This is a genomic window from Pseudomonas rustica (assembly GCF_049959085.1).
Classification (GTDB): domain Bacteria; phylum Pseudomonadota; class Gammaproteobacteria; order Pseudomonadales; family Pseudomonadaceae; genus Aquipseudomonas; species Aquipseudomonas rustica.
This window is the reverse complement of the sequence record NZ_CP188200.1, coordinates 2,148,108-2,169,206: the sequence shown is the minus strand read 5'-3', so window position 1 is coordinate 2,169,206 and position 21,099 is coordinate 2,148,108. Positions and strand designations below refer to the sequence as shown.

The following is a 21,099-nucleotide window of genomic DNA, read 5'->3' as shown; positions in this document are numbered from 1 at the left end:
TTTTCAATTCAGCGTCCGGGGTTTGCCGGATGGCTTTGGGTTGTCTCGATTCCACTGTGGGAGCGAGCCTGCTCGCGAATGCGATTTTTCATTCAAAAATGATGGTGACTGGCACGCCGCCTTCGCGAGCAGGCTCGCTCCCACAGTGGATTGTTGTTCAACGCAGGAGATAGGGGATGTCGACTTTGACGGCACCTGTCGGGCAATCCTTCTCGCACGGCATGCAGTACCAGCATTCATCGAACGCCATGTAGGCCTTCTGCGTCGCCGGATTAATCGCCAGCAAGTCCATCGGGCAGACATCGACACACACGGTGCAGCCCTTTTCGGCGATGCATTTGTCCTCATCGACGGTGACGGGGGCGTTGGAGCGGAAGAAGATTTCTTGAGCTTGATAGGCCATGGTTCGGACTCTCTTTCAGGTGTGCATCAAGCGGCAAAGGCGCCGACCCGCAAACGGTCGTAGGCCTGCATTTCCTCGGCATCGAGCGGGATGATGTAAGGCTCGACGGCTTTCTTGAAACTGGTCATCTGACCGTCATCGCCCTTCTTCAAGTGGCAATGGCAGAACCACTCGCTGTCGTTGCGCTGCGGGTGATCGACACGATAGTGATAAAGACCCCAACGACTTTCCGCACGGAACAACGAGGCGCGCGCAGCCATTTCGGCGCAGTCGCGAATCACGCTGGTTTCCATGGCGCGCATCAGTTCGTGGGCGTTGTTGGCTTTCATCTGCTCAAGATCGCGTTCGATGTCGCTGAAGCGTTGCAGGCCGATCTGCATTTTCTTGGTCACTTTCGGCGGTTGCAGGTAATCGTTGACGAAGCGCCGCAGCTTGTACTCGACCTGCGCCGGCGGCAGACCGTGTTCGCGATCCAGCGGTGCGTAGACCCGGGCTTTTTCCTTTTCAATCTGCTCGGCATCCAGCGCAGAAAACTCGCGACCGGCGACAAAATCGGCGGCGTTGTGCCCGGCAAACCAGCCGTAGGTGAAGGCGCCAAGCATGTAGTTATGCGGCACGGCAGCCATGTCACCCGCCGAATACAAACCTTTCACCGAGGTCTCGGCACGCTCGTTGACCCATACACCGGACGCCGAGTGGCCGCTGCAAAAACCGATTTCGGAGATGTGCATTTCAACCATTTGCGTGCGGTAGTCGGTGCCGCGATTGGCGTGGAACTGGCCGCGACTCGGGCGCTCGTTGCTGTGCAGAATTTCCTCGATGTTCTGGATGGTTTCTTCGGCCAGGTGATCGAGTTTGAGGAACACCGGGCCGTTGCCGCTCTCCAGTTCCTGGTGGAATTCCCACATCATCTGCCCGCTCCAGTAGTCGCACTCGATGAAGCGTTCGCCCTTGTTGTTCGCGGTGTAGCCGCCCAGCGGGCCGGTGACGTAAGCGCAGGCCGGGCCGTTGTAATCTTTGATCAGCGGGTTGATCTGAAAGCACTCGAGGTTGGCCAGTTCGGCGCCGGCGTGATAGGCCATCGCGTAGCCGTCGCCGGCATTGGTCGGGTTTTCGTAGGTGCCCATCAGGTAGCCCGACGATGGCAGGCCGAGTCGTCCGGCGGCGCCGCAGGCGAGGATTACCGCTTTGGCTTTGATCACATGGAAATCGGCGGTGCGGCAGTCGAAGCCCATCACCCCGTTGACGGTGCCCTCGTCGTCGGTCAGCAACCGCGTGCAGACGAGGCGATTGGTGATGCTCACTCGTGCACGTTTCAACTGGCGATAGAGGACTTTTTTGATGTCGTGCCCTTCCGGCATCGGCAGCACGTAGGCGCCCATGTGGTGGACTTTCTTCACTGCGTAATCGCCGGTTTCGTCCTTCTCGAACTTCACACCCCAGCGATCCAACTGTTCGATGGTTTCGAAGCTGTGCGTCGCATAGGCGTAAACGGCGGCCTGGTTGACGATGCCGTCGTTGGCGATGGTGATTTCCTTGGTGTACTGCTCCGGCGTCGAGTGGCCGGGGATGATCGCGTTGTTCAGGCCGTCCATGCCCATGCTGATCGCGCCGCTGCGTTTGACGTTGGCCTTGTCGACCAGCAACACGCGCAAGTCGCGGTTCTTTTCCTTGGCTTTGATCGCGGCCATCGGGCCGGCTGTGCCACCGCCGATGACGACGATGTCGTATTCCTGCTCGAGAACGTTGCGGGTCATGCCTGCTCCCCTTTTTGCCGGTCGATCCGCAGGCGGTACTGGAATGCATCGCCACGGTAGTAAAGGTCTTCGAAGTCCAGCGGCTGGCCTTGTGCGTCATGGGTCAGACGTTCGATGCGCATGATTGGCGAACCGGCTTCGACGTTCAGCGCCTGGGTCAGGTCGCTGTCAGCCAGCACCGCGTCGATGGCCAGATCGGCGTGGCCGAGGGCGATGCCGCAGTCGTTTTCGAGGATCAGGAAGATGTCGCGGGTGACCAGATCGGCCTTCTCCAACCGCTCGCCGATGGCTTTGGGCAAGTAGGTGATTTCCAGCGAGATCGGCTCACGGTTGATCAGGCGCACACGTTTGATCTGCGCGACGATCTCGCCTTCGGCGACCTGCAAACGCTCGGCCACGCGCTTGTCGGCCGGGATGAATTTGAAGCTGCGCAGGCGGTTGATCACCTCGTAACCACGCCCGGTCATGGACTCGGCGAGGCCTTGCAGGCTGCTGACGTTTTGAAAGGTTTTCGGCTTGGCGACGAAGGTGCCTTTGCCGTGGATCTTGAAGATCAGCCCTTCTTTTTGCAGATCGCCCAAGGCCTGGCGCACGGTGATGCGGCTGACTTTGAACAGCGCGCCGAGTTCGCTTTCGGAGGGCATCTGGCTGTCTTGCAGGTATTCGCCGTCGAGAATGCGCGCACGGAGGACGTCGCGTAATTGGGTGTGCAGAGGAACGCTACTGAGGGAGAGAACGTTATCGGTCATCACGGGATCACTTGTTATAACGAGTTATGACGTGATCTTAGAGTTGTTATGACAAGGTTAGAAATATTGTTTGGGCATAACCTTAGATTCGGTGTTGGAAATCAAAAGATCGCAGCCTTCGGCAGCTCCTACATGAGACCGCGATCCCCTGTAGGAGCTGCCGAAGGCTGCGATCTTTTGATCTTAACGTTTGAGGATCTGATCCATGACCCAGTCAGTCTTGAGCGCTTGCTCGGCGACTGCAGGGTGTTGTGAATCACCCCGAATATGCGCATTCATACCCAGCACGTGATGCCACTGGATGTGTTCGTGATGCGGGATTTCCAGGCTGACGACTTCATCCGCATGCAACTGCACGGGATGTTCATCAAACACCGAAAAACTGATCCGCCCCAGGCTGCCGATGATCTCGACGCGGTCCTCGCGCCGATCCGCGACAAAGCTCCAGCAGCCCATGCCCAACGCCCCGGAGGCGAATCGCCAACTGGCGCTGACGGCATCTTCCGCCGCATAAAAACCCGCCTGCCGCGCCGTGAATCCGGCCACTTCAACGATATCGCCGAGCAGATACTGGAACAGGTCAAAACCGTGGCTGGCCAGATCGGCAAAATAACCGCCACCGGCCACCGCAGGATCGGTGCGCCAGTTGTCGCGGCCATCGAGATCAACCGGCGACGGCGCTTTGGTCAGCGTCCAGCTCAGATGCCGAACCTCACCGATGCGCCCCTCCTCCAGCCACTGCCGCACCTGCGCAAAGCGCGGCAATGAACGACGGTAGTAGGAAACGAACAGGTGCAAACCAGCGTCGGCAAACGCCTGCTGCATCTCGCGGCTTTGCCCGGCGTTCAGCGCCATGGGTTTTTCCACGCAGCAATGTTTGCCGGCGGCAGCGACTTTCAGGCTGTAGGCATGGTGGCTGTCGGGTGGCGTGGCGATGTACACCGCGTCGACCTCGGGATCGTTGATCAGCGCATCGACGTCGGTGTAGACCCGCGCGATGCCGTGGCGCGCAGCGTAGTCAGTCACCGCTTCAAGGCGTCGGCCCATCACCGCCACCAGCGCAGAACCGGGCGCCTTGTAGAAGGCCGGCCCGCTCTTGCGTTCAGCGACGCTGCCGCACCCGATCATGCCCCAACGCACCACGTTCATTTTTTACTCCTTTAGCCGATGCGCAAGGCGCGCAGATCGAGGTGACCATCCTTCAACGGCGGGCACCAGTAGTAGCCGCCAGTGATCGGCCGGCTAATGCGATACAGACCATCGGTGATGCCATCTTCCAGACCGCTCATGCGTCGCAGTTGTGCTTCGAAGGCATCCAGCGAGAAGCCGAACGCGAGGAACATCAGGCCCGCACGATCGCCTTCAATCCACGGCATCGAACGCCGCACGACGAACGCTTCCGGCGCGAAGCTTTCCTGCGCGGTGCGTTTGACGTGGGCGGAGACTGGCGCGTCGTCGATCTCTTCGTTGTCGCTGAGACGACGGCCCATGATGTTGTCTTTGTCATCGGCCGAGAGTTTGTGGAAACCCTTGAGATCGTGCTGCCACTGCTGGATTGCGGCGAAGCTGCCACCGACCATGCCGTCAGTGCCGGCGCTTTGCAGGGCAGCGGCGATAGCGGCTTCGTCGTGCGGGTTTTCAGTGCCGTCTTCGTAGCCGGTGAGGTCGTGGCCGTCCTTGTGGCGGAAGGCTTCCTGCATCTCAACCAGGCGCAGGGCCGGGGCCAGCGCGGCTTCGACGGCGTTGCAGCGGTTGAGCAATTCACCACGGTCGACGCCGTGCAGCCAGACCCACAGCGCGTGTTGGGTCGACGGGTTTTCCACGCCGACGCCGGACATCGCCGGGAAGCTGCGCAGGCCGTCAATCTGGACGTTGAGGGCCTTGACCAGGGATTCACCGAAACCGACCACCGCCGACTTGCCGTCCACCAGATTCATCAGGTTGTCGATCGCCTGTGGCAGCGCTTCAACTGACTGAAGCGCGAAAAACAGGTGACGTGCTTGCGCAGGAACGGGGGTGGCGAGAATGCCCGGCTGGTAGTAACTCATGTGAACTCCTCGAAAAAGTGCGCGGAGTTTACCTGTAGCCAGACAGTTTGTGGGGTTGAAGCAAGATCAAAAGATCGCAGCCTTCGGCAGCTCCTACAGGGATCAGGGTAGGAGCTGCCGAAGGCTGCGATCTTTTGATCTTTTAAACAGCTGTAACGCTTTCCTGGCGCCACGCACTCGGGCTCATCCCCGTCCAGCGCTTGAACGCCCGGCGAAAACTGCGCACATCGCTGTATCCGACCTCTTCGGTAATCCGCTCTATCGGCATGTCCGGGTTCGCCAGCAGACTCATCGTCCGCGCCTGCCGGACTTGCTCCAGCAGCGCCTCAAATGTCAGCGCATGCTCGGTCAACCGTCGGCGCAATGTGCGGCTGCTCATGTTCAAATCACCGGCAATCTTTTCGATATGACTGCCGCTGCTCAAATCCCGCGCAATCGCCCGCTCCACCGCCTGAATCAGATCAAGCTTCTGATGCACCTGCGCCGCTTCCAGCTCCAGCAGTTTCACTGCCTGACGCAGCGCCAATGAATGGTGATTGGGCAGGTTCACATCGAGCCAGCGTACATCGATCAACATGCGATTGTGCAGGCAACCGAAGCGCACATTCGGCCCGAGCAGTCGGTGATATTCGCTGAGGTAATCCGGCGCGGCATGCACAAACTCCACCGCAATCGGCGCAAACTCAGCCCCGGCTAGCGCCCGGCCGTACACCAGCAAACTGGCGAAAAACTCCTCGACCGCGAACACCTGCACTTCGGCGAACGGCAACCGACAATCAGCATCAAGGTGCACCTGATCGCCAACCACATCGACACTCGACACCACAATCCCGCCCGACGTGTGCTGATGACGAATGCCCAAGGCAAACGCATCGCGCAACGTCTTGCACAGCGACAACACATGCCCGAGCAAGCCCAACGTGCCCAGCACATTCTGTGCCCCCACCCATAAGCCGAGGCCCTGATTGGGCAGCACTTTGAGCGCGCGCTGAATCATCGCCACGGCCTGGCGATAGGAAATCCGCTGCGCCGGATCCTGCAGGTCTTCAAGGGTAAAACCCAGGCCACGGCACAGGCTCTCGGGCTCGACGCCCTTGTTCTGCGCGACTTCGGCGAGGGTTTGCAGGAGGAACGGCGACACCAGCGCCAGTTCGAAAGTGGGGTCTTGGACTTTTACATTCATGGGGGCTGACTTTCCGGATCACGCTTGATTGTTATTTTTGTAACCGGTTATGTCGAAGGAAGTTAGCACAGGCTTGACGGACTGTCCGCAGAAGTCCCCCTCAGTGTCCGCCAATACCCTGCCCTGACAGGCGCCAACGGCTTATTTCTATAGTGCCGGGCGTGCTGCGCACCGGCGTTGCGTCACAACACAATAATAATGAGGACGGATATGCACCCGAACCGCGCGACATTCCCCTTGCGCCTGGCCCTTTCCTTGCTGGGCTGCGCCGCGACTGTACCGGCGCTGGCCACCGAAGCCGGCGTCGACAACATCGGCCCCGGCACCGACGGTTTCTTCATGCTGCCGCTGGACGTCGACAGCCTTCCGGAGAACATGGTCGCGTTCAACGTCTACTACAACCATTACAAGTCGACCAAACTCAACATCAGTTCGCTGGGCGGCAAAGTGCCGAATGTCGAAATTGAATCCACGGCAGTGATACCGCGCCTCGACTACCTGAGCCCGGTGCGCGTGTTCGGCGGGCGTCTGGCCGGCTACATCGCACAGCCGTGGTTGAAACAGGAAGTCTCGGTGTTCGGCCTCAGCGACACGCGCGAAGGCATGGGCGACACCACCGTTGCGCCGATCATTTTGTGGGATATGGGCAAAAACCTGACCCTCGGCGCGGCCCTGGAAATCACCGTGCCGACCGGCGAATACAGCGTCGATCGGCTGGCCAACACCAGCAACAATTTCTACACCTACAAGCCGCTGTTCTCCTTCACCTGGTTGCCGACGGATAAAACCGAGGTGTCGATGAAGACCACTTACAGCTTCAACGAGAAGAACAAAGACACCGACTACAAGTCCGGGCAGATCTTCCACTTCGATTATTCGGCCAGCTACAAGCTCACCGACGACCTGATGCTCGGCATCAACGGCTACTTCCTCCAGCAAACCACCGACGACAAACAGTTCGGCCACACCGTGCAATTCGCCGGGCAGGATGTCGACGACGGCGTGCGCGGCAAAGTGTTCGCCATCGGCCCGGCGCTGCACTGGACGTTCCTCAAATACGCCAGCGCGGAGATCCGCTGGGCCAAGGAATTCGACGTGGAAAATCGCCCGGAAGGCGAAATGCTCTGGGCCAAGGTCAGCATCCCCTACGCCTTCTGACGCGTAAACCTGTAGGAGCAGAGCTTGCTCGCGAAGGCGGCATGTCAGGTATTAGAGGTGTCGCCTGACACTACGCCTTCGCGAGCAAGCTCGGCTCCTACGGGCTTGCGGTGTTCATGCGAGCATTTCTACTGCGTAAACAAGCGGCTTAATTCACCACCGGAATCCAAGCCGCCCGCGCCACATCTGCCGTATCGCCAAACGCCGGCAGCTTCTGCGCCAGATCGCGCACGTTCTTCACGTCCAGATCCAGCAACTGCTGACGGGTGATCAAGGTCGGTGGCACCAGCACTTGCTGCCCCGGGTTTTCCCCGGCAATCAGCATCGCCAGACTGCGCACGCTGATCGCACCGGCGACTTGTGGATTGACCGCTGCCGTCGCGGCCCAGGCGCTGTTGGGTTCTTTCATGATCTGGATATCGGCGGTGGAGATGTCGGCGCTGTAGATTTTCACTTTGCTCGCCAGTCCGGCTTCGTCGACGGCGATTTTCGCGCCTTTGGCGAATTCGTCGAACGGCGCGAAGATCACGCTGATGTCGGGATTGGCGCGCAGCACGGCGCTGGCCTGATCGGCGACGGAGTTGGCGATTGGCGGGTTGAGCGTGCCGAAACGCGCTTTCTCGATGATCCCCGGATTGGCCTTTTTCACCTGACTCCAGATCTCGTCACGTCGCTCCATCGGGGTAAAACCGCTGATGTACACGTAGCCAGCGTCGAAGCGCGTGCCGTTGTCCTTCACCGCTTGATCGAGTGCCAGACGCGCCAGTGCGTGGTGATCCTGTTCAACTTGGGTGACTTGCGGCGTGTTCAGATCAACATCGAAGGCAACGACTTTGATGCCTTTGGCGAGCGCCCGGTCGATCGGGCCTTTGAGAGTTTCGGCCAGACCGAGTTGCACGATGATGCCGTCGACACCGAGGTCAGCCGCCTGATCGATCATCTCGCCCTGACTCGCCGCCTGCTGCCGCGCATCAAACACCCGCAGATTGGCGCCGAGCGCTTCGGTCTGTTTCTCTACGCCACGCAAATACGCTTCGGGAAAATCCCCGGAAAACAGATAACCCACCAGCGCAATCTGCACCTGGCCCTTATCGAACGGCGCCGGAGCGCCGGGCAATGCCTTGGCCTGCGCGTTAAGCGCCAATACCGAAAGCACCGCGCCGGTGAGGCAATGGCGCGCGAACTGTTTGATTGAACCGTGCATACAACATCCTTGAATAAAAGCAGCTCAGCGCGCCCGATGCGCGAGGCCGAAGGTGAACATCAGGGCCAGCACCAACACCAGTCCCTTGACGAAATCCTGCGCGTAATACGGCGCATTGAGCATGGTCAGACCATTGAGCAGCGAGGCGACCAACAGTGCGCCGATCAGCGTGCCAAAGGCGTTGGGTTTCTTCGCGCCGAGCACGGCAAAACCGATCAGCGCGGCGCCAAGCGCGTCGAGCACCAGACCGTTGCCGGAGCTGACATCGCCACGGCCCAACCGCGCCGCGAGCAACAATCCGCCGAGCGACGCCAGTAACGACGACAGCACGTAAGCCAACAGTTTGAAGCGCTGCACCGGCGCCCCGGCCAGTCGCGCAGCCTGCTCGTTGCCGCCGATGGCATAGAACAGCCGACCGATGCGCGTACGTTCAAGAAACAGCCACACCGCCACCGCAACCACCGCAGTGATCAACACCGGAATTGGTACGACTTCCCACAGCCGCCCACGGCCCAACGCAAGAAACGCGGCACTGAATGCGCCCTCGGTTTCCTCACCGTTGGGCAGCGTCATGCCCACCGCAATCGAGCGGCCACCGGTAGGAATCAACTGCACGCCGATCACCAGAAACATGCTGCCCAACGTGGCAAGGATGTCCGGCACCCGCAGTTTGACGATCAGCCAGCCATTGAGCAGGCCGACCAGCGCGCCGCCCGCCAGGCTGATCAACACCGCCGGCACCGCGCCCCAACCGAGCACGACCATGACGTAACTGGCGATCATCAGGCTCATCGCCGCGACCGCGCCAATCGACAAATCGAGGCCACCGACGGCCATGGTCAAGGTCACGCCCAAGGCCAGCAGCGCGACAATCGACACCGATTGCAGAATGCTGAACAGATTGCCGACGCGCAAAAATGCCGGCTCTGCGAAGCTGAAAAACACCACGATGGCCGCCAGCAGCCACAACAGGCCATAACGGATCAACGCTTGCAGCAGACGCTCGGCAGGTGCCGGTGCGCTCGATAACAGGGAACTCGAATCAGGCACTCGCTCTGCTCCTTGGCGTGGCGTGAGGGGAATGTTCGGTAACGTCGCTGCCGGCCAATGCCGCGACCAGTTCGGCACGGTTCAGACCGGCGCGCGGGTATTCGGCGACGACCGCGTGATCGCGCACCAGGAGAATTCGATCGGCAATTTCCAGTGCTTCATCGACATCGGCGCAAATCACCAGCGTCGCCCGGCCTTGGGCACTGTCACGCAGCAATTGGCCGATTTCGCGGCGGGCGCGGACGTCGACACCCTGGAACGGTTCATCGAGGATCAACACCCGACCTTCCCCGAGCAGCCAGCGGCCGAGCACAACCTTTTGCTGATTGCCGCCGGACAGCGCAGTCATCGGCACATCGATGCCGGCAGTCTTGATGCCCAGCGCGGCGACCTGCGCTTCGACCGCCGCCGCTTCGGCGCGATTGCGAATAAAACCGCCACGGGTGAAGCGTTCCAGAAACGGCAAGGTCAGCGTGCGACGCAGAGAGAAATCCGGCACCAGTGAATGACTGGCGCGATCTTCGGCGGCGTAGAAAACCCCGCTGCGAATCGCCTCCCGTGGCGAACCTGGCTGCCAGTCAACGCCAGCCAATTGCACGCTGCCCTCCGCCAATGAGCGTAAACCGAACAGCACTTCGGCGATCTCCGTTTTGCCGGCGCCGAGCAACCCGGTCAGCACCACCACTTCGTTTTCGTGCAAGGTCAGATCGAAAGCCTTCGAACGCGGCAGCACTTTTATCGCGCTGAGCTTCAGCACTTCCCGCCCTGCCACTTGCGGCGTGTAAACATGCGCGGCCAGTGATTGCCCAAGCATTGCGTGAACCGCCTCGGGCAACTGCCGAGCGCTGAATTCGCCGGCCAACCGCCCGTCACGCAAAACGATCGCGCGATCAGCCACCCGTTGCAGATCGGACAAGCGATGCGAGATATACAAAATCGCCACGCCACGGCTGCGCAACGTGTCGATCAAACCAAACAGGCGCTGCGCTTCGGCATCGGATAATGCCGCCGTCGGCTCGTCGAGAATCAGCAAACGCGGCTGCAAGGCAAAGGCGCGAGCGAGCACGACCAATTGCCGTTCGGCCTGGCCAAGATGTTCGATGGGTTGCTCCAGCGGCAAGCTCAGGCCGAGACCAGCGGCGATACTCGCGGCACGCTCCAGCAGGCGCTTACGGTTGAGCCAGAAATTCGCATCGGGCTTGCACAGCTCATCGAGCAAAAGGTTTTCGGCCACGCTCAAACCCGGCGCGATGCCCTCGTTGATCTGCTGATGCACGGCGACAATCCCGACCCTGCGCGCCGACAGTGGCGAGCTGAAATGGCGCGGCTGGCCCTCGACGAGAATCTCGCCAGCATCCGCGTTTTGACTGCCTGCCAAAATCTTCACCAGCGTCGACTTGCCCGCGCCATTAGCACCCAGTAAAGCGACCACTTCGGCGGGATAAATCTCAAGGCTGACCCGATCCAGTGCCCGGTTCGAGCCAAACGTTTTGCTCAGTTCACGTACCCGAATCAGTGGCTCAGGTGCCACGGCGACAGGCGCACTCATAAATTTCCTTAGCGGCGATGAGCCAGCGAACGCACGAGCCGATCGCCCAGGCTTTGCACGCCCTGAACGAGGATGACCAACACCACCACGGTGGCGACCATCACTTCATTGTTGAAACGCTGATAGCCATAACGGATCGCCAGATCGCCGAGCCCGCCGCCACCGATGACCCCGGCCATCGAGGAAAAACCGATCAACATCACCAGCGTCAGGGTGATGCCCGCGAGCAACGCTGGCAGGGCTTCGGGCAGCAGCACTTTGAAAATCACATGGCCGATGTCGCCACCCATGGCGAGGATCGCTTCGATGCGGCCCTTGTCGACTTCGTCCAGCGCGTTTTCGACGATGCGCGCGAAGAACGGAAACGCGCCAATGGTGATCGGCACCACCGCAGCGGTGCTGCCCAGCGTGGTGCCGACGACCAGACGGGTCAGCGGAATCAAGGCAATCAGCATCACCACGAACGGCAGCGAACGGCCGAGATTGACCAGACTGCTGAGGGCCGCATTGAAACGCGGCATCGGCCGCAATCCGTCGCGGCGACTGATAAACAGCAGCACACCCAGCGGCAAGCCGATCAGCAGCGTGAACAGCCCCGCGAGCAACACCATGTACAGGGTTTCGCCAGTGGCGTTGAACACCAGTTGCAGGATTTCATCCCAATTGATCGAACGGTTCATGACTGCGCCGCCCTTACGCCGTATTGCTTGAGGAAGGTCAGGCCCGGGGCATCATGGCCCAGCGGTAATCCGCAAGTCGGACGCAGTGAACTGCCGAGCGCCGACTGTGGATCAGCGAGCAGACGTGGCACCGGCCCGGCCTCGACCAGCCGTCCGTTGGCCATAAATGCGGCGTGATCGCAGATCGACTTGACCACGTCGAGTTCGTGGGTGATCAGCACGATGGTCAGGCCCAATTGCCGATTGATGTCGCGCAGCAGATCAAGAATTGAAGCGGTGGTTTCCGGGTCGAGGGCGCTGGTGGCTTCGTCCGACAACAGATACGCCGGCTCCGCAGCCAAGGCGCGGGCAATCCCTACTCGCTGCTTTTGCCCGCCGGACAGTTGCGAAGGAAAGGCTTGCGCCTTGTCGCTCAAACCGACCAGTTCCAGCAGCTCGCGAACCCGCACATGGCGCCACGGTTTGCCGACATTGGCGATTTCCAGCGGCACGGCGATGTTGTCGAAAACATTGCGCGAGTGCAGCAGGTTGAAGCCCTGAAAGATCATGCCGATGCGCTGACGTTGCTTGCGCAGTTCACTGTCGGACAGCGCCAGCAGATCCACACCATCAATCAGAATCTTGCCGCTGTCCGGTCGTTCAAGCAGGTTGAGGCAACGCAGCAGCGTCGACTTGCCCGCCCCGCTCCGCCCGAGAATCCCGTAGACCGCGCCGTCAGGAATGCTCAGCGAGACCTGATCCAGCGCCGGTTGCGTGGCCGACGCGTAGGTTTTGCTCAACTGCTCGACGGCGATCATGGCTTGCCGCCCGCCACCGGAATCACCGAGCCGGCAAAGTTATCGGTGATGTATTTGGCGACTTCCGGCGAGGTCAGATCCTTGGCCAGTTGCGCGATGCGCGGATCGTGCTCCAGCTTCGGTGTGGTCACCAGGATGTTGGCATAGGGATTGTGCTCGGCCTTCTCGAGGCCCAAGGCGTCTTTGGCCGGCACCAAGCCTGCGTCGAGCGCATAGTTGCCGTTGATCACTGCCAGATCGACGTCGTCGAGCGAACGTGGAATCTGCGGTGATTCGATTTCGAGGATCTTCAGCTGTTTCGGGTTTTCGGCGATGTCCTTGGGCGTTGCCTGATCGGCGGCCGGATCGTTGAAACCGGGCTTGAGCTTGATCAGGCCGTTGTCCTGCAACAGGTACAGCGCGCGGCTCAGATTGGTGACGTTGTTGGGTACGGCGACGGTGCCTTTTTCCGGCACGTCGGCGAAGCTTTTGTGCCGACGCGAATAAATCCCCAACGGTTCGATATGCACGGTGGCGGCCACCGCGAGTTTCTCGCCGAGCGCCTGCTCCTGAGATTTCAGATACGGCAGGTGCTGGAAGTAATTGGCGTCGACATCACCGTGTACCAGCAGCTCATTGGAGTTCACGCCGTTGGGAATTTCGATGACTTTGAGGTTGAGTTGCGGATCGATTTTCTGGATGTACGCGAGGATCTGCGCGTGGGGCACCGGGTCGGCGGCAACGCGTAACGGTTCCAGGGCCTGCGCGCCGAAAGAGCTCACCAGTGCGCCGAGGACGGCCAGGGTCAAACCTGCTTTTTTAATCATGTGCGGAGTCCTTGAGCGAATGATGAATCAGGCGGTTTTACGAACAGGTACTGGCGGCAGCAACGCGTCGCCGTAGAAGCGCTGCGCAACGTCCGGATGTGAGCGCAAACGACCCTTGAGGTAGTTCCAGCCGACATCACGAAACAGCGGATTGAGCGGATCACTCGCCGGCCCGCGCGCCTCGCGCAACAGCACGGTGGGCAACGGGTACAGCGGCACCACCGCATCGAGTTGCGCGCCGAGGAAGAACGCGATCGACAGGCGTTCGCTGCCAGCCGGTGGCGAAACCACGCGGTGCACGGTGGCACGCAGATAACCGTTGGTGGCCAGTTCGAGCAGCTCGCCGATGTTCACCACCAAAGTGTTTTCGCGGGGTAATGCGTCGATCCAGCGGCCCTCTTCGACCTCGACTTGCAGCCCGGCCTGTTGGTCTTGCAACAGAAAACTCAAGAACCCGGAATCCTTGTGCGCGCCGACGCCTTGATGGCTCGCCTCGCTCAACTGGCCGGGGTAGCGCATCAACTTGATGTGTTCGTTGGGTTTATCACCGTAGAGCTGATCGAAGGCATCGGCGCGCAGTGACAGCGCCTGAGCGAAGGCCCGCAGCAAGCGCAACGACATGCGCGTCATCGCCTGTTGCCATTCGAGCAGCAACGGTTTCAGTTCGGGGAGTGCCGCTGGCCATTGGTTGGGGCCTTGCAGCCGCGCCCACAATGGACTGTCTTCGTTTAACGGCAGGGCTTCACGCTCGGCGCCGAGATCAAACTGTTCGCGCTGATCGGGCTGCCCGCGAGTGATCTCGGAAGCGGCACGGTTGTAGCCGCGAAAATGCGGCGAATTGATCATGCCGACGGCGGTTTTTTCGCTGTCGGGCAAGGCGAAGAATTGTCGGGCGTGGGCCTGCACTTGCTCGAGCAGCGAGCTGTCGATGCCGTGGCCGGTGAGGTAGAAGAAACCGACGTCACGGGCGGCGTGGCGCAGGCTTTCCAGAAATTGGTAACGCTGTTGCGCGGTGCCCTCGAACAGGGACAGGTCGAGGGTTGGCAGTGTGGTGATATCCAAGGTATGCGGCATGATTCACTCCTGGGTGAACCAAACCTGAAGAACCTTTGATCGATTCAGCGTGTGCCGTCATGGCAATCGGGGGTCTATCGGTTTGATGCGTTTATTCGTCGTTGAGGACAAAACTAAACGATCTTAAAAACAGCGGGCCAATATCTTTTTTGCATTACCTTAGGCCGATCACTGTAGGAGCTGCCGCAGGCTGCGATCTTTTGATGTTGATTTTTTAGAAACAAGATCAAAAGATCGCAGCCTGCGGCAGCTCCTACAAAGAGGGGGTCAGGCACGCGGGCGTTGGCTGCGCTGTTCGGCGCTGGCATCTGGCGCGGGTTGCAGCTGGAAGTCGAACTTGAGTTTGGCGTGGCGTCCCAACGTTTCGTGCTCATGGAACACCACCTCGCCGACCAACCCTTCGCGGGTCGCGTAAGCAAAGTCATCCCACAAATATTGATCGCCCGACAGATTGATCTGCGTGGTCAGGTGCCGATATCCCGGTGCGCTGATAAAAAAGTGCACATGCGCCGGACGCTGACCGTGACGACCGAGCAAGTTCAGACATTCCTGCGTCGGCCCCTGCGGGTCGCAGCCATATCCAGAGGGAACGATACTGCGTGCGCGGTAACGGCCTTCGGCGTCGGTGATGATCCGGCGGCGCAGGTTGTATTCGGACTGGCTCGGATCAAAAAACGAGTAGGTGCCTTTGGTATTGGCGTGCCACACGTCGACTGTGGCGCCGGCCAGCGGCTGGCCGTCGAGGTCAAGCACCTGGCCTTGGAGAAACATCACCGTGGCAACGCCGTCCTCGCTGCCATCGTCCATGCGGCACTCGCCTTCACACAGCGGCGCACCCGCGACGTAGAGCGGCCCTTCGATGGTGCGCGGCGTGCCGCCGGTCAAGCCGATTTGTGCGTCTTTGGCGTCCTGGAGCAGGTCAAGGAAGTGTTCGATACCAAGACCGGCGACCAGCAACCCCGCTTCCGAACGACCGCCCAAACGATTGAGATAGTCGACGGCTTTCCAGAATTCGTCTTCGCTGATTTCGAGGTCTTCGATGATTTTCGCGGTGTCCTGCAGTACGCGCAGAACGATGGTTTTCAAGCGCGAGCTGCCGTCGTCGTTGGTGAAGCCGGCGGCTTCTTTGAAGAAGGTTTGCAGCTCAGGCGTGTGGGCGATTTTCACGGACATGGTGGGTTACCTCATCTTGTTGTTGTGTGGTTCATGCAGCAGTTGTGTCCAGCCGCGCAGCACCTGTGGGAGCGAGCCTGCTCGCGAAGGCGCTATGTCATTCAACATCTGTGGTGGCTGATCCACCGTCTTCGCGAGCAGGCTCGCTCCCACAAAGGTGGGTGGCATTCAGGTTTCAGCGGTCGTCGGCGTGGATCGACGACGGATGTCGGCAGAGCCCGTCGATCTCGATGTCCATGTAGGGGAACAACGGCAATTGCATCAGCGTGTCGTGCAGCGCTTCGACGCTTGGCAGATCAAACACGCTGTAATTGGCGTAATGCCCGGCGATGCGCCACAGGTGACGCCACTGGCCTTCGCGTTGCAGCCGTTGCGCCAGTTCTTTTTCGTCAGCCTTGAGCCGGGTGGCGATGGCCGGATCCATGTCGACAGGCAATTTCACGGTCATTTTTACGTGGAACAGCATGGTGGCTTTCCTCTGGTTGTGATGGGTTCAGGAACGGCGAAAACGCGCCAGCCGCTCTTCGTCCAGCGTCAGGCCAAGGCCCGGGGTGCGCGGGATGTGCAGGTGAAAATCGCGGTACTCGGGCCGTTCGGTGACGATGTCTTCGGTCAGCAGCAACGGCCCGAACAGCTCGGTGTCCCAGGTCAGTTGCTTGAGCGTGAGAAAGGCGTGGGCCGAGGCCAGCGTGCCAATCGAGCCTTCGAGCATGGTGCCGCCGTAGAGCGCGATGCCGGCGGCCTCGGCGATTTGCGCGGTTCTGAGCACGGCGCGGGGGCCACCGTTCTTGGCGATTTTCAGGGCGAACACGCTGGCGGCGCCGTCAGCGGCGAGGCTGAACGCGTCTTCGACACTCTCGATCGATTCATCGGCCATGATCGGTGCCGGGCTGCGCTGGTTGAGGCGAACCTGCCCTGAGCGGTTGACTCGAGAAATCGGCTGCTCGATCAGGTCGATGCCGTTGTCTCCGAGCACCTGGCAGCCACGAATCGCCTGGGACTCATCCCAATACTGGTTGACGTCGACCCGCACACTGGCGCGATCGCCCAAAGCTTTTTTGATCGCCACGACGTGCTTGAGATCCTGCTCCAACGGATTGGCGCCGATCTTCAATTTGAAGATGCGATGACGCCGTACTTCAAGCATCTGCTCCGCTTCGGCAATGTCGCGCGTGGTGTCGCCGCTGGCCAGCGTCCACGCGACTTCGAGGCTGTCGCGCACACGGCCGCCGAGCAGTTCGCTGACGGGCAGGCCGAGGCGTTTGCCCTGCGCGTCGAGCAGCGCGCTTTCGATGCCGGATTTGGCGAAGGTGTTGCCCTTGGCGATTTTGTCGAGCCGCTGCATCGCCGCGTTGATGTTGTTGGCGTCCATGCCAATCAACGCTGGCGCGAGATGCGCGTCGATGTTGGCCTTGATGCTTTCCGGGCTTTCATAGCCGTACGCAAGGCCGCCGATGGTGGTGGCTTCGCCGATGCCTTCAACGCCATCGCTGCAGCGCAAACGCAAGATCACCAGGGTCTGCTTCTGCATGGTGTGCATCGCCAGTTTGTGCGGTCGAATGGTCGGCAGGTCGACGATGATCGTCGTCAGGGTTTCAATCAGGATTCGCGGCATATCAATGCTCCTTGAGAAGTGCTCAGCCGAGATCGCCGCCACCGACCGGCAAGGTCACGCCGGTGATGTACGAAGCGTCGTCGGAGGCGAGAAAGAGGATCGCGCCGACCTGTTCATCGAGGCTGCCGTAGCGTTTCATCAGGCTACTGTCGAGGGTTTGCGTGACGATTTGCTGGTACCAGGTTTGTTCTTGCGCCGACTGTTCGGCGTCGTTGCGCGGGATGCGCCGAGGTGGCGCTTCGGTACCGCCGGGTGCAGTAGCGTTGACGCGAATGCCACGCTCGGCGTTTTCGAAGGCCAGGCACGCGGTGAGTGCGTTGATGCCGCCCTTGGCCGCGCCATACGGCACGCGATTGACGCTGCGGGTGGCGATTGAGGAAACGTTGACGATGGCGCCGCTGCCTTGTTTGAGCATGTACGGCAGCGCGGCGTGGCAGCACCATAAGGTCGGGAACAGCGAGCGGCGCACTTCCGCCTCGATTTGTTCGACCTGGTAGTGCTCGAACGGCTTGGCCCAGATGGTGCCGCCGACGTTGTTGATCAGGATGTCGAGTCGACCGAAAGTGTTGATGGCTTCGGCCATGACCCGGGCGCAATCGGCGTACTGTTCCAGATCGGCAGTCAGTGCCAGAACGCCCTCGCCTTGCAGTTCGTGAACCAGTTCGGAGCGGTCGACGGCGACCACTTGCGCGCCTTCGCTGAGCAGGCGCTCGCAGACGCGGCGGCCGATGCCTTGCGCCGCGCCGGTGACCAGCGCGACTTTGTTGGAGAATCTGTTGTTCATGACAACCTCGACTGAAACAGTTGCTTAAGCACACACAGCCCTTTGTGGCGAGGGAGCTTGCTCCCGCTGGACTGCGCAGCAGGCCCATCTTTTCATGAGGCAAAAGCGAGGGCCGCTGCGCGCCCCAGCGGGAGCAAGCTCCCTCGCCACAGGTGACTGCGGGCTCGGTTAATAGGGTCAGGCAGCGGCGAATTTTTCGTAGTAGAAATTCGCCGGAGTGATGCCCTGCTCGCGGATGTATTGGCTGACCGCTTCCACCATCGGCGGCGGCCCGCATAGGTAGACGTCGACATCGCCGTCATTGAGGTGGCGCGGTTCGATGTGCTGGGTGACGTAGCCCTTGAGCGGGTGTGCACTTTGCGGATTGGCGACGCAAGCGCCGAAGCTGAAATTGGCGATGCGTGCGGCGAAGGCTTCAAGGCGATCGAGTTCAACCAGATCAAAGTCATTGGTCACGCCATAGATCAAATGCACCGGGTGCGCGCTGCCCTGCTCGGCGATCTTTTCCAGCATCGCGGTGAACGGCGCCAGACCGGTACCACCGGCGAGCAACAACAGCGGCCGTTTGATTTCGCGCAGGTAAAAACTGCCCAGCGGCCCGGCCAGATTGATGCTGTCGCCGGCCTTGGCCAGACCGGTGAGAAAGCTGCTCATCAAACCGCCGGGCACGTTGCGAATCAGAAAACTGACCTCGCCATTCCTCTGCAACGAGCTGAAGGAATACGCACGACTGTGTTCACTGCCCGGCACTTGCAGGTTGACGTATTGCCCCGGCAGGAATGCCAGTTTGCTCAGCGCTTCGCCCTTGATCGACAGCGCGATGGTGCTCTCGGACAACTGCCGGACAGCGCTGATCGCCGCCTGAAAATTGGCCTGTTCGGTTTTGCACACCTGCGAGCCAACCGGCACGCGCACCACGCAATCGCTTGCGGCGCGCATCTGGCAGGTCAGCACATAACCTTGTGCAAGTTCATCGGCGCTCAAGGCGTCTTCGATAAAGTTGTCGCCCATCTCGTAACGCCCGGCTTCGGCGAAACACTTGCACGTGCCGCAGGCGCCGTCGCGGCAGTCCAGCGGGATGTTGATGCCTTGGCGATACGCCGCGTCGGCGACTGTTTCATGGCTGCCGGCCTCGATAAAACGAGTGACGCCGTCTTCAAAATTAAGTGCGATCTGGAAATTCATGGTGCACCTCGTCGTGTCGACTAGATGTGGTAGATGTCGATGACCTGACGGACGTAATCGTTTTTCAGCACGACTTTCTTGGCCTTGATCAGCGGCTGCTCGCCACGCAGATCGAGGGTGTAGAAACTGCTGCCGAAGTAGCTGTCGGTGACCTGATAACGAAAGCTCAGGGTGTGCCAGTTAAAGCGCACCTGGCACTGGTCGGCGCTGTGCTCGACGATCTCGATGTTGCTCAGGTTGTGCGAGGTGCGGGTGTCGGGAATCGTCGCGCTGGAGCGCTCGGTCTTGATCCGGAAGATGCGGTCTTCGAGGCCGCCACGGTTGCCGTACCAGATCAGCGAGATTTCGCTTTGCGGGTCTTCGGTGAGCGTGTCGTTATCGTCCCAGGCCGGCATCCAGAAAGTCGCGTCGGCGGCGTACAGCTCCAGCCATTGATCCCACTCGCCGTCATCGAGATAACGCGCTTCGCGGTAGAGAAAGTCGCGCACATTGTCGTAGAGGTTGCTCATCACACAGCCTCCACGGGGATCAGTTGTGGTTCGGCGGCAGCGGCTTTGAGCATGGTTTCCTGCCAGTACTTGTGTTGCAGCACGAACAGGCCTTCGTCCTCGGTGCGCATACCGGAGAGCAGCGGTTTCAGGTCGATTTCCTCGGCGGCAGCGTCGGCGCCTTCAACCCAATGGGTCGCGCCTCGGGACATATCATTCCAGCCGCGTCCGGCGCCGTAACCGGTCTGGCACGAACGGAATTCTTCCAGATCATCCGGCGTGGCCATGCCGCTGACGTTGAAAAAGTCTTCGTACTGACGAATGCGTTTCGCGCGCGCTTCGGCGCTCTCGCCTTTGGGGGCGATGCAGTAGATGGTGATTTCAGTCTTGTCGACCGAGATTGGCCGGGCAATGCGGATCTGCGAACTGAACTGATCCATCAGATACACGTTCGGGTACAGGCACAGGTTGCGCGAGTTTTCGATCATCCAGTCGGCGCGAGCCTGACCGAAATCACGTGCCAGTTCATCACGGCGCTCGTAGGCCGGGCGGTCTTCAGGGTTGGCCCAACGCGTCCAGAGCAGCAGATGGCCGTGATCGAAAGAGTAGAAACCGCCGCCCTTCTTCGCCCAACTGCCGGCGCTCATGGTCTTGATCGCCTCGCCCGCTTCGCGTTGCTGGCGCTGGTTCTGGGTGGCGGCGTAATTCCAGTGCACGGAGCTGACGTGATAGCCGTCGGCACCGTTTTCGGCGGTGAGTTTCCAGTTGCCTTCGTAGATATAGGAACTGGAACCACGCAGTACTTCGAGACCTTCCGGCGACTGGTCGACGATCATGTCGATGATCTTCGCTGACTCGCCCAAGTGCTCGGTGAGGGATTTCACATCGGCATTCAGGCTGCCAAACAGAAAGCCGCGGTAGGACTCGAAACGCGCGACTTTGGTCAGGTCGTGGGAGCCTTCGCAGTTAAAGCTTTGCGGGTAACCGGCCTCACTCGGATCTTTGACCTTGAGCAGTTTGCCGCTGTTGTTGAACGTCCAGCCGTGGAACGGGCAGGTATAGCTGGAACGGTTGCCGGATTTGTGCCGGCACAGCATGGCGCCGCGATGGCTGCAGGCGTTGAGAAAAGCGTTGAGCACGCCGTCCTTGTTGCGCGCGATGAAGATCGGCTGGCGCCCCATCGTGGTGGTCAGAAAATCGTTGTTGTTGGGCAGTTGGCTTTCGTGGGCAAGGTAAATCCAGTTGCCTTCGAAGATGTGCGCCATCTCCAGTTCGAACAGACGCGGATCGGTGAACATCTCCCGCTTGCAGCGGTAGGCGCCCTTCTCTTGGTCTTCTTCAAGCATGGCATTGAGGTAGTCGATTCCCAGGGACATGGCCAGGGCCTCCATTGTTA

The 21,099-nt window shown here is 60.3% G+C and carries 21 protein-coding genes; 1 reads left to right on the top strand and 20 read right to left on the bottom strand.

Annotation, left to right across the window (positions count from 1 at the left end):
• Positions 1-157: 157 nt before the first annotated feature.
• The 6 genes from ACP3TY_RS10155 to ACP3TY_RS10130 form a co-directional block, all read right to left on the bottom strand.
• Complete coding sequence (locus ACP3TY_RS10155; protein WP_003225615.1) at positions 158-403, bottom strand: 4Fe-4S dicluster domain-containing protein; 246 nt, start codon at positions 401-403, stop codon at positions 158-160.
• 26 nt (positions 404-429) lie between these two features.
• A complete protein-coding gene (locus ACP3TY_RS10150; RefSeq protein WP_426619877.1) occupies positions 430-2,160 on the bottom strand; it encodes a fumarate reductase/succinate dehydrogenase flavoprotein subunit in 1,731 nt (576 codons plus the stop codon).
• Complete coding sequence (locus ACP3TY_RS10145) at positions 2,157-2,909, bottom strand: GntR family transcriptional regulator (RefSeq protein WP_426619876.1); 753 nt, start codon at positions 2,907-2,909, stop codon at positions 2,157-2,159. The genes ACP3TY_RS10150 and ACP3TY_RS10145 overlap by 4 nt, the downstream gene beginning before the upstream one ends.
• A 183-nt stretch (positions 2,910-3,092) precedes the next feature.
• Entirely contained in the window at positions 3,093-4,058 is a 966-nt protein-coding gene (locus ACP3TY_RS10140; protein WP_426619875.1) for a Gfo/Idh/MocA family protein, read from the bottom strand.
• An 11-nt stretch (positions 4,059-4,069) separates the two neighbouring features.
• On the bottom strand, positions 4,070-4,957 hold the full coding sequence (locus ACP3TY_RS10135) for a Dyp-type peroxidase (protein WP_426619874.1): 888 nt from the start codon (positions 4,955-4,957) through the stop codon (positions 4,070-4,072).
• Between the two features lie 142 nt (positions 4,958-5,099).
• Positions 5,100-6,140: an AraC family transcriptional regulator gene (locus ACP3TY_RS10130; protein ID WP_426619873.1), complete on the bottom strand. Its 1,041-nt coding sequence runs from the start codon at positions 6,138-6,140 to the stop codon at positions 5,100-5,102.
• A 210-nt stretch (positions 6,141-6,350) separates the two neighbouring features.
• Between ACP3TY_RS10130 and ACP3TY_RS10125 the strand changes: the two genes are divergently transcribed.
• The gene (locus ACP3TY_RS10125; RefSeq protein ID WP_053119573.1) at positions 6,351-7,298 is read left to right on the top strand and encodes a SphA family protein; all 948 of its coding nucleotides are present in this window, start codon (positions 6,351-6,353) and stop codon (positions 7,296-7,298) included.
• 148 nt (positions 7,299-7,446) lie between these two features.
• On the opposite strand, the gene ACP3TY_RS10120 is transcribed toward ACP3TY_RS10125, so the two are convergent.
• The 14 genes from ACP3TY_RS10120 to benA form a co-directional block, all read right to left on the bottom strand.
• Positions 7,447-8,502, bottom strand: a complete 1,056-nt coding sequence (locus ACP3TY_RS10120; RefSeq protein ID WP_212544549.1) for a substrate-binding domain-containing protein — start codon at positions 8,500-8,502, stop codon at positions 7,447-7,449.
• A gap of 24 nt (positions 8,503-8,526) precedes the next feature.
• A complete protein-coding gene (locus tag ACP3TY_RS10115; RefSeq protein WP_053119568.1) occupies positions 8,527-9,552 on the bottom strand; it encodes an ABC transporter permease in 1,026 nt (341 codons plus the stop codon).
• A complete protein-coding gene (locus ACP3TY_RS10110; RefSeq protein ID WP_426619872.1) occupies positions 9,545-11,101 on the bottom strand; it encodes a sugar ABC transporter ATP-binding protein in 1,557 nt (518 codons plus the stop codon). The genes ACP3TY_RS10115 and ACP3TY_RS10110 overlap by 8 nt, the downstream gene beginning before the upstream one ends.
• Before the next feature lie 8 nt (positions 11,102-11,109).
• Positions 11,110-11,781 (bottom strand): methionine ABC transporter permease, encoded by a 672-nt coding sequence (locus ACP3TY_RS10105; protein ID WP_159814813.1) that lies wholly within the window; start codon positions 11,779-11,781, stop codon positions 11,110-11,112.
• Complete coding sequence (locus ACP3TY_RS10100; RefSeq protein WP_212544552.1) at positions 11,778-12,578, bottom strand: methionine ABC transporter ATP-binding protein; 801 nt, start codon at positions 12,576-12,578, stop codon at positions 11,778-11,780. The genes ACP3TY_RS10105 and ACP3TY_RS10100 overlap by 4 nt, the downstream gene beginning before the upstream one ends.
• Positions 12,575-13,384: a MetQ/NlpA family ABC transporter substrate-binding protein gene (locus ACP3TY_RS10095; protein ID WP_053119562.1), complete on the bottom strand. Its 810-nt coding sequence runs from the start codon at positions 13,382-13,384 to the stop codon at positions 12,575-12,577. Before ACP3TY_RS10095 ends, ACP3TY_RS10100 begins: the two co-directional genes overlap by 4 nt.
• A 27-nt stretch (positions 13,385-13,411) precedes the next feature.
• A complete protein-coding gene (locus ACP3TY_RS10090) occupies positions 13,412-14,458 on the bottom strand; it encodes an isopenicillin N synthase family dioxygenase (protein ID WP_426619871.1) in 1,047 nt (348 codons plus the stop codon).
• 267 nt (positions 14,459-14,725) lie between these two features.
• Positions 14,726-15,631, bottom strand: a complete 906-nt coding sequence (catA, locus tag ACP3TY_RS10085) for a catechol 1,2-dioxygenase (RefSeq protein ID WP_426619870.1) — start codon at positions 15,629-15,631, stop codon at positions 14,726-14,728.
• A 175-nt stretch (positions 15,632-15,806) separates the two neighbouring features.
• The gene (gene catC, locus ACP3TY_RS10080; RefSeq protein WP_159814816.1) at positions 15,807-16,097 is read right to left on the bottom strand and encodes a muconolactone Delta-isomerase; all 291 of its coding nucleotides are present in this window, start codon (positions 16,095-16,097) and stop codon (positions 15,807-15,809) included.
• Between the two features lie 27 nt (positions 16,098-16,124).
• Positions 16,125-17,246, bottom strand: coding sequence for a muconate cycloisomerase family protein (locus ACP3TY_RS10075; protein WP_426619869.1), 1,122 nt, complete (start codon positions 17,244-17,246; stop codon positions 16,125-16,127).
• Positions 17,247-17,268: 22 nt separating this feature from the next.
• Complete coding sequence (locus ACP3TY_RS10070; protein ID WP_159814818.1) at positions 17,269-18,030, bottom strand: 1,6-dihydroxycyclohexa-2,4-diene-1-carboxylate dehydrogenase; 762 nt, start codon at positions 18,028-18,030, stop codon at positions 17,269-17,271.
• Positions 18,031-18,207: 177 nt separating this feature from the next.
• Positions 18,208-19,215: a benzoate 1,2-dioxygenase electron transfer component BenC gene (gene benC / locus ACP3TY_RS10065; RefSeq protein ID WP_426619868.1), complete on the bottom strand. Its 1,008-nt coding sequence runs from the start codon at positions 19,213-19,215 to the stop codon at positions 18,208-18,210.
• Positions 19,216-19,235: 20 nt separating this feature from the next.
• Positions 19,236-19,724 carry a benzoate 1,2-dioxygenase small subunit gene (gene benB / locus ACP3TY_RS10060; protein ID WP_426619867.1) on the bottom strand — a complete coding sequence of 163 codons (489 nt, stop codon included), beginning with the start codon at positions 19,722-19,724 and terminating at the stop codon, positions 19,236-19,238.
• Positions 19,724-21,079 carry a benzoate 1,2-dioxygenase large subunit gene (benA, locus tag ACP3TY_RS10055; protein WP_053119546.1) on the bottom strand — a complete coding sequence of 452 codons (1,356 nt, stop codon included), beginning with the start codon at positions 21,077-21,079 and terminating at the stop codon, positions 19,724-19,726. The genes benB and benA overlap by 1 nt, the downstream gene beginning before the upstream one ends.
• Positions 21,080-21,099: the final 20 nt, after the last annotated feature.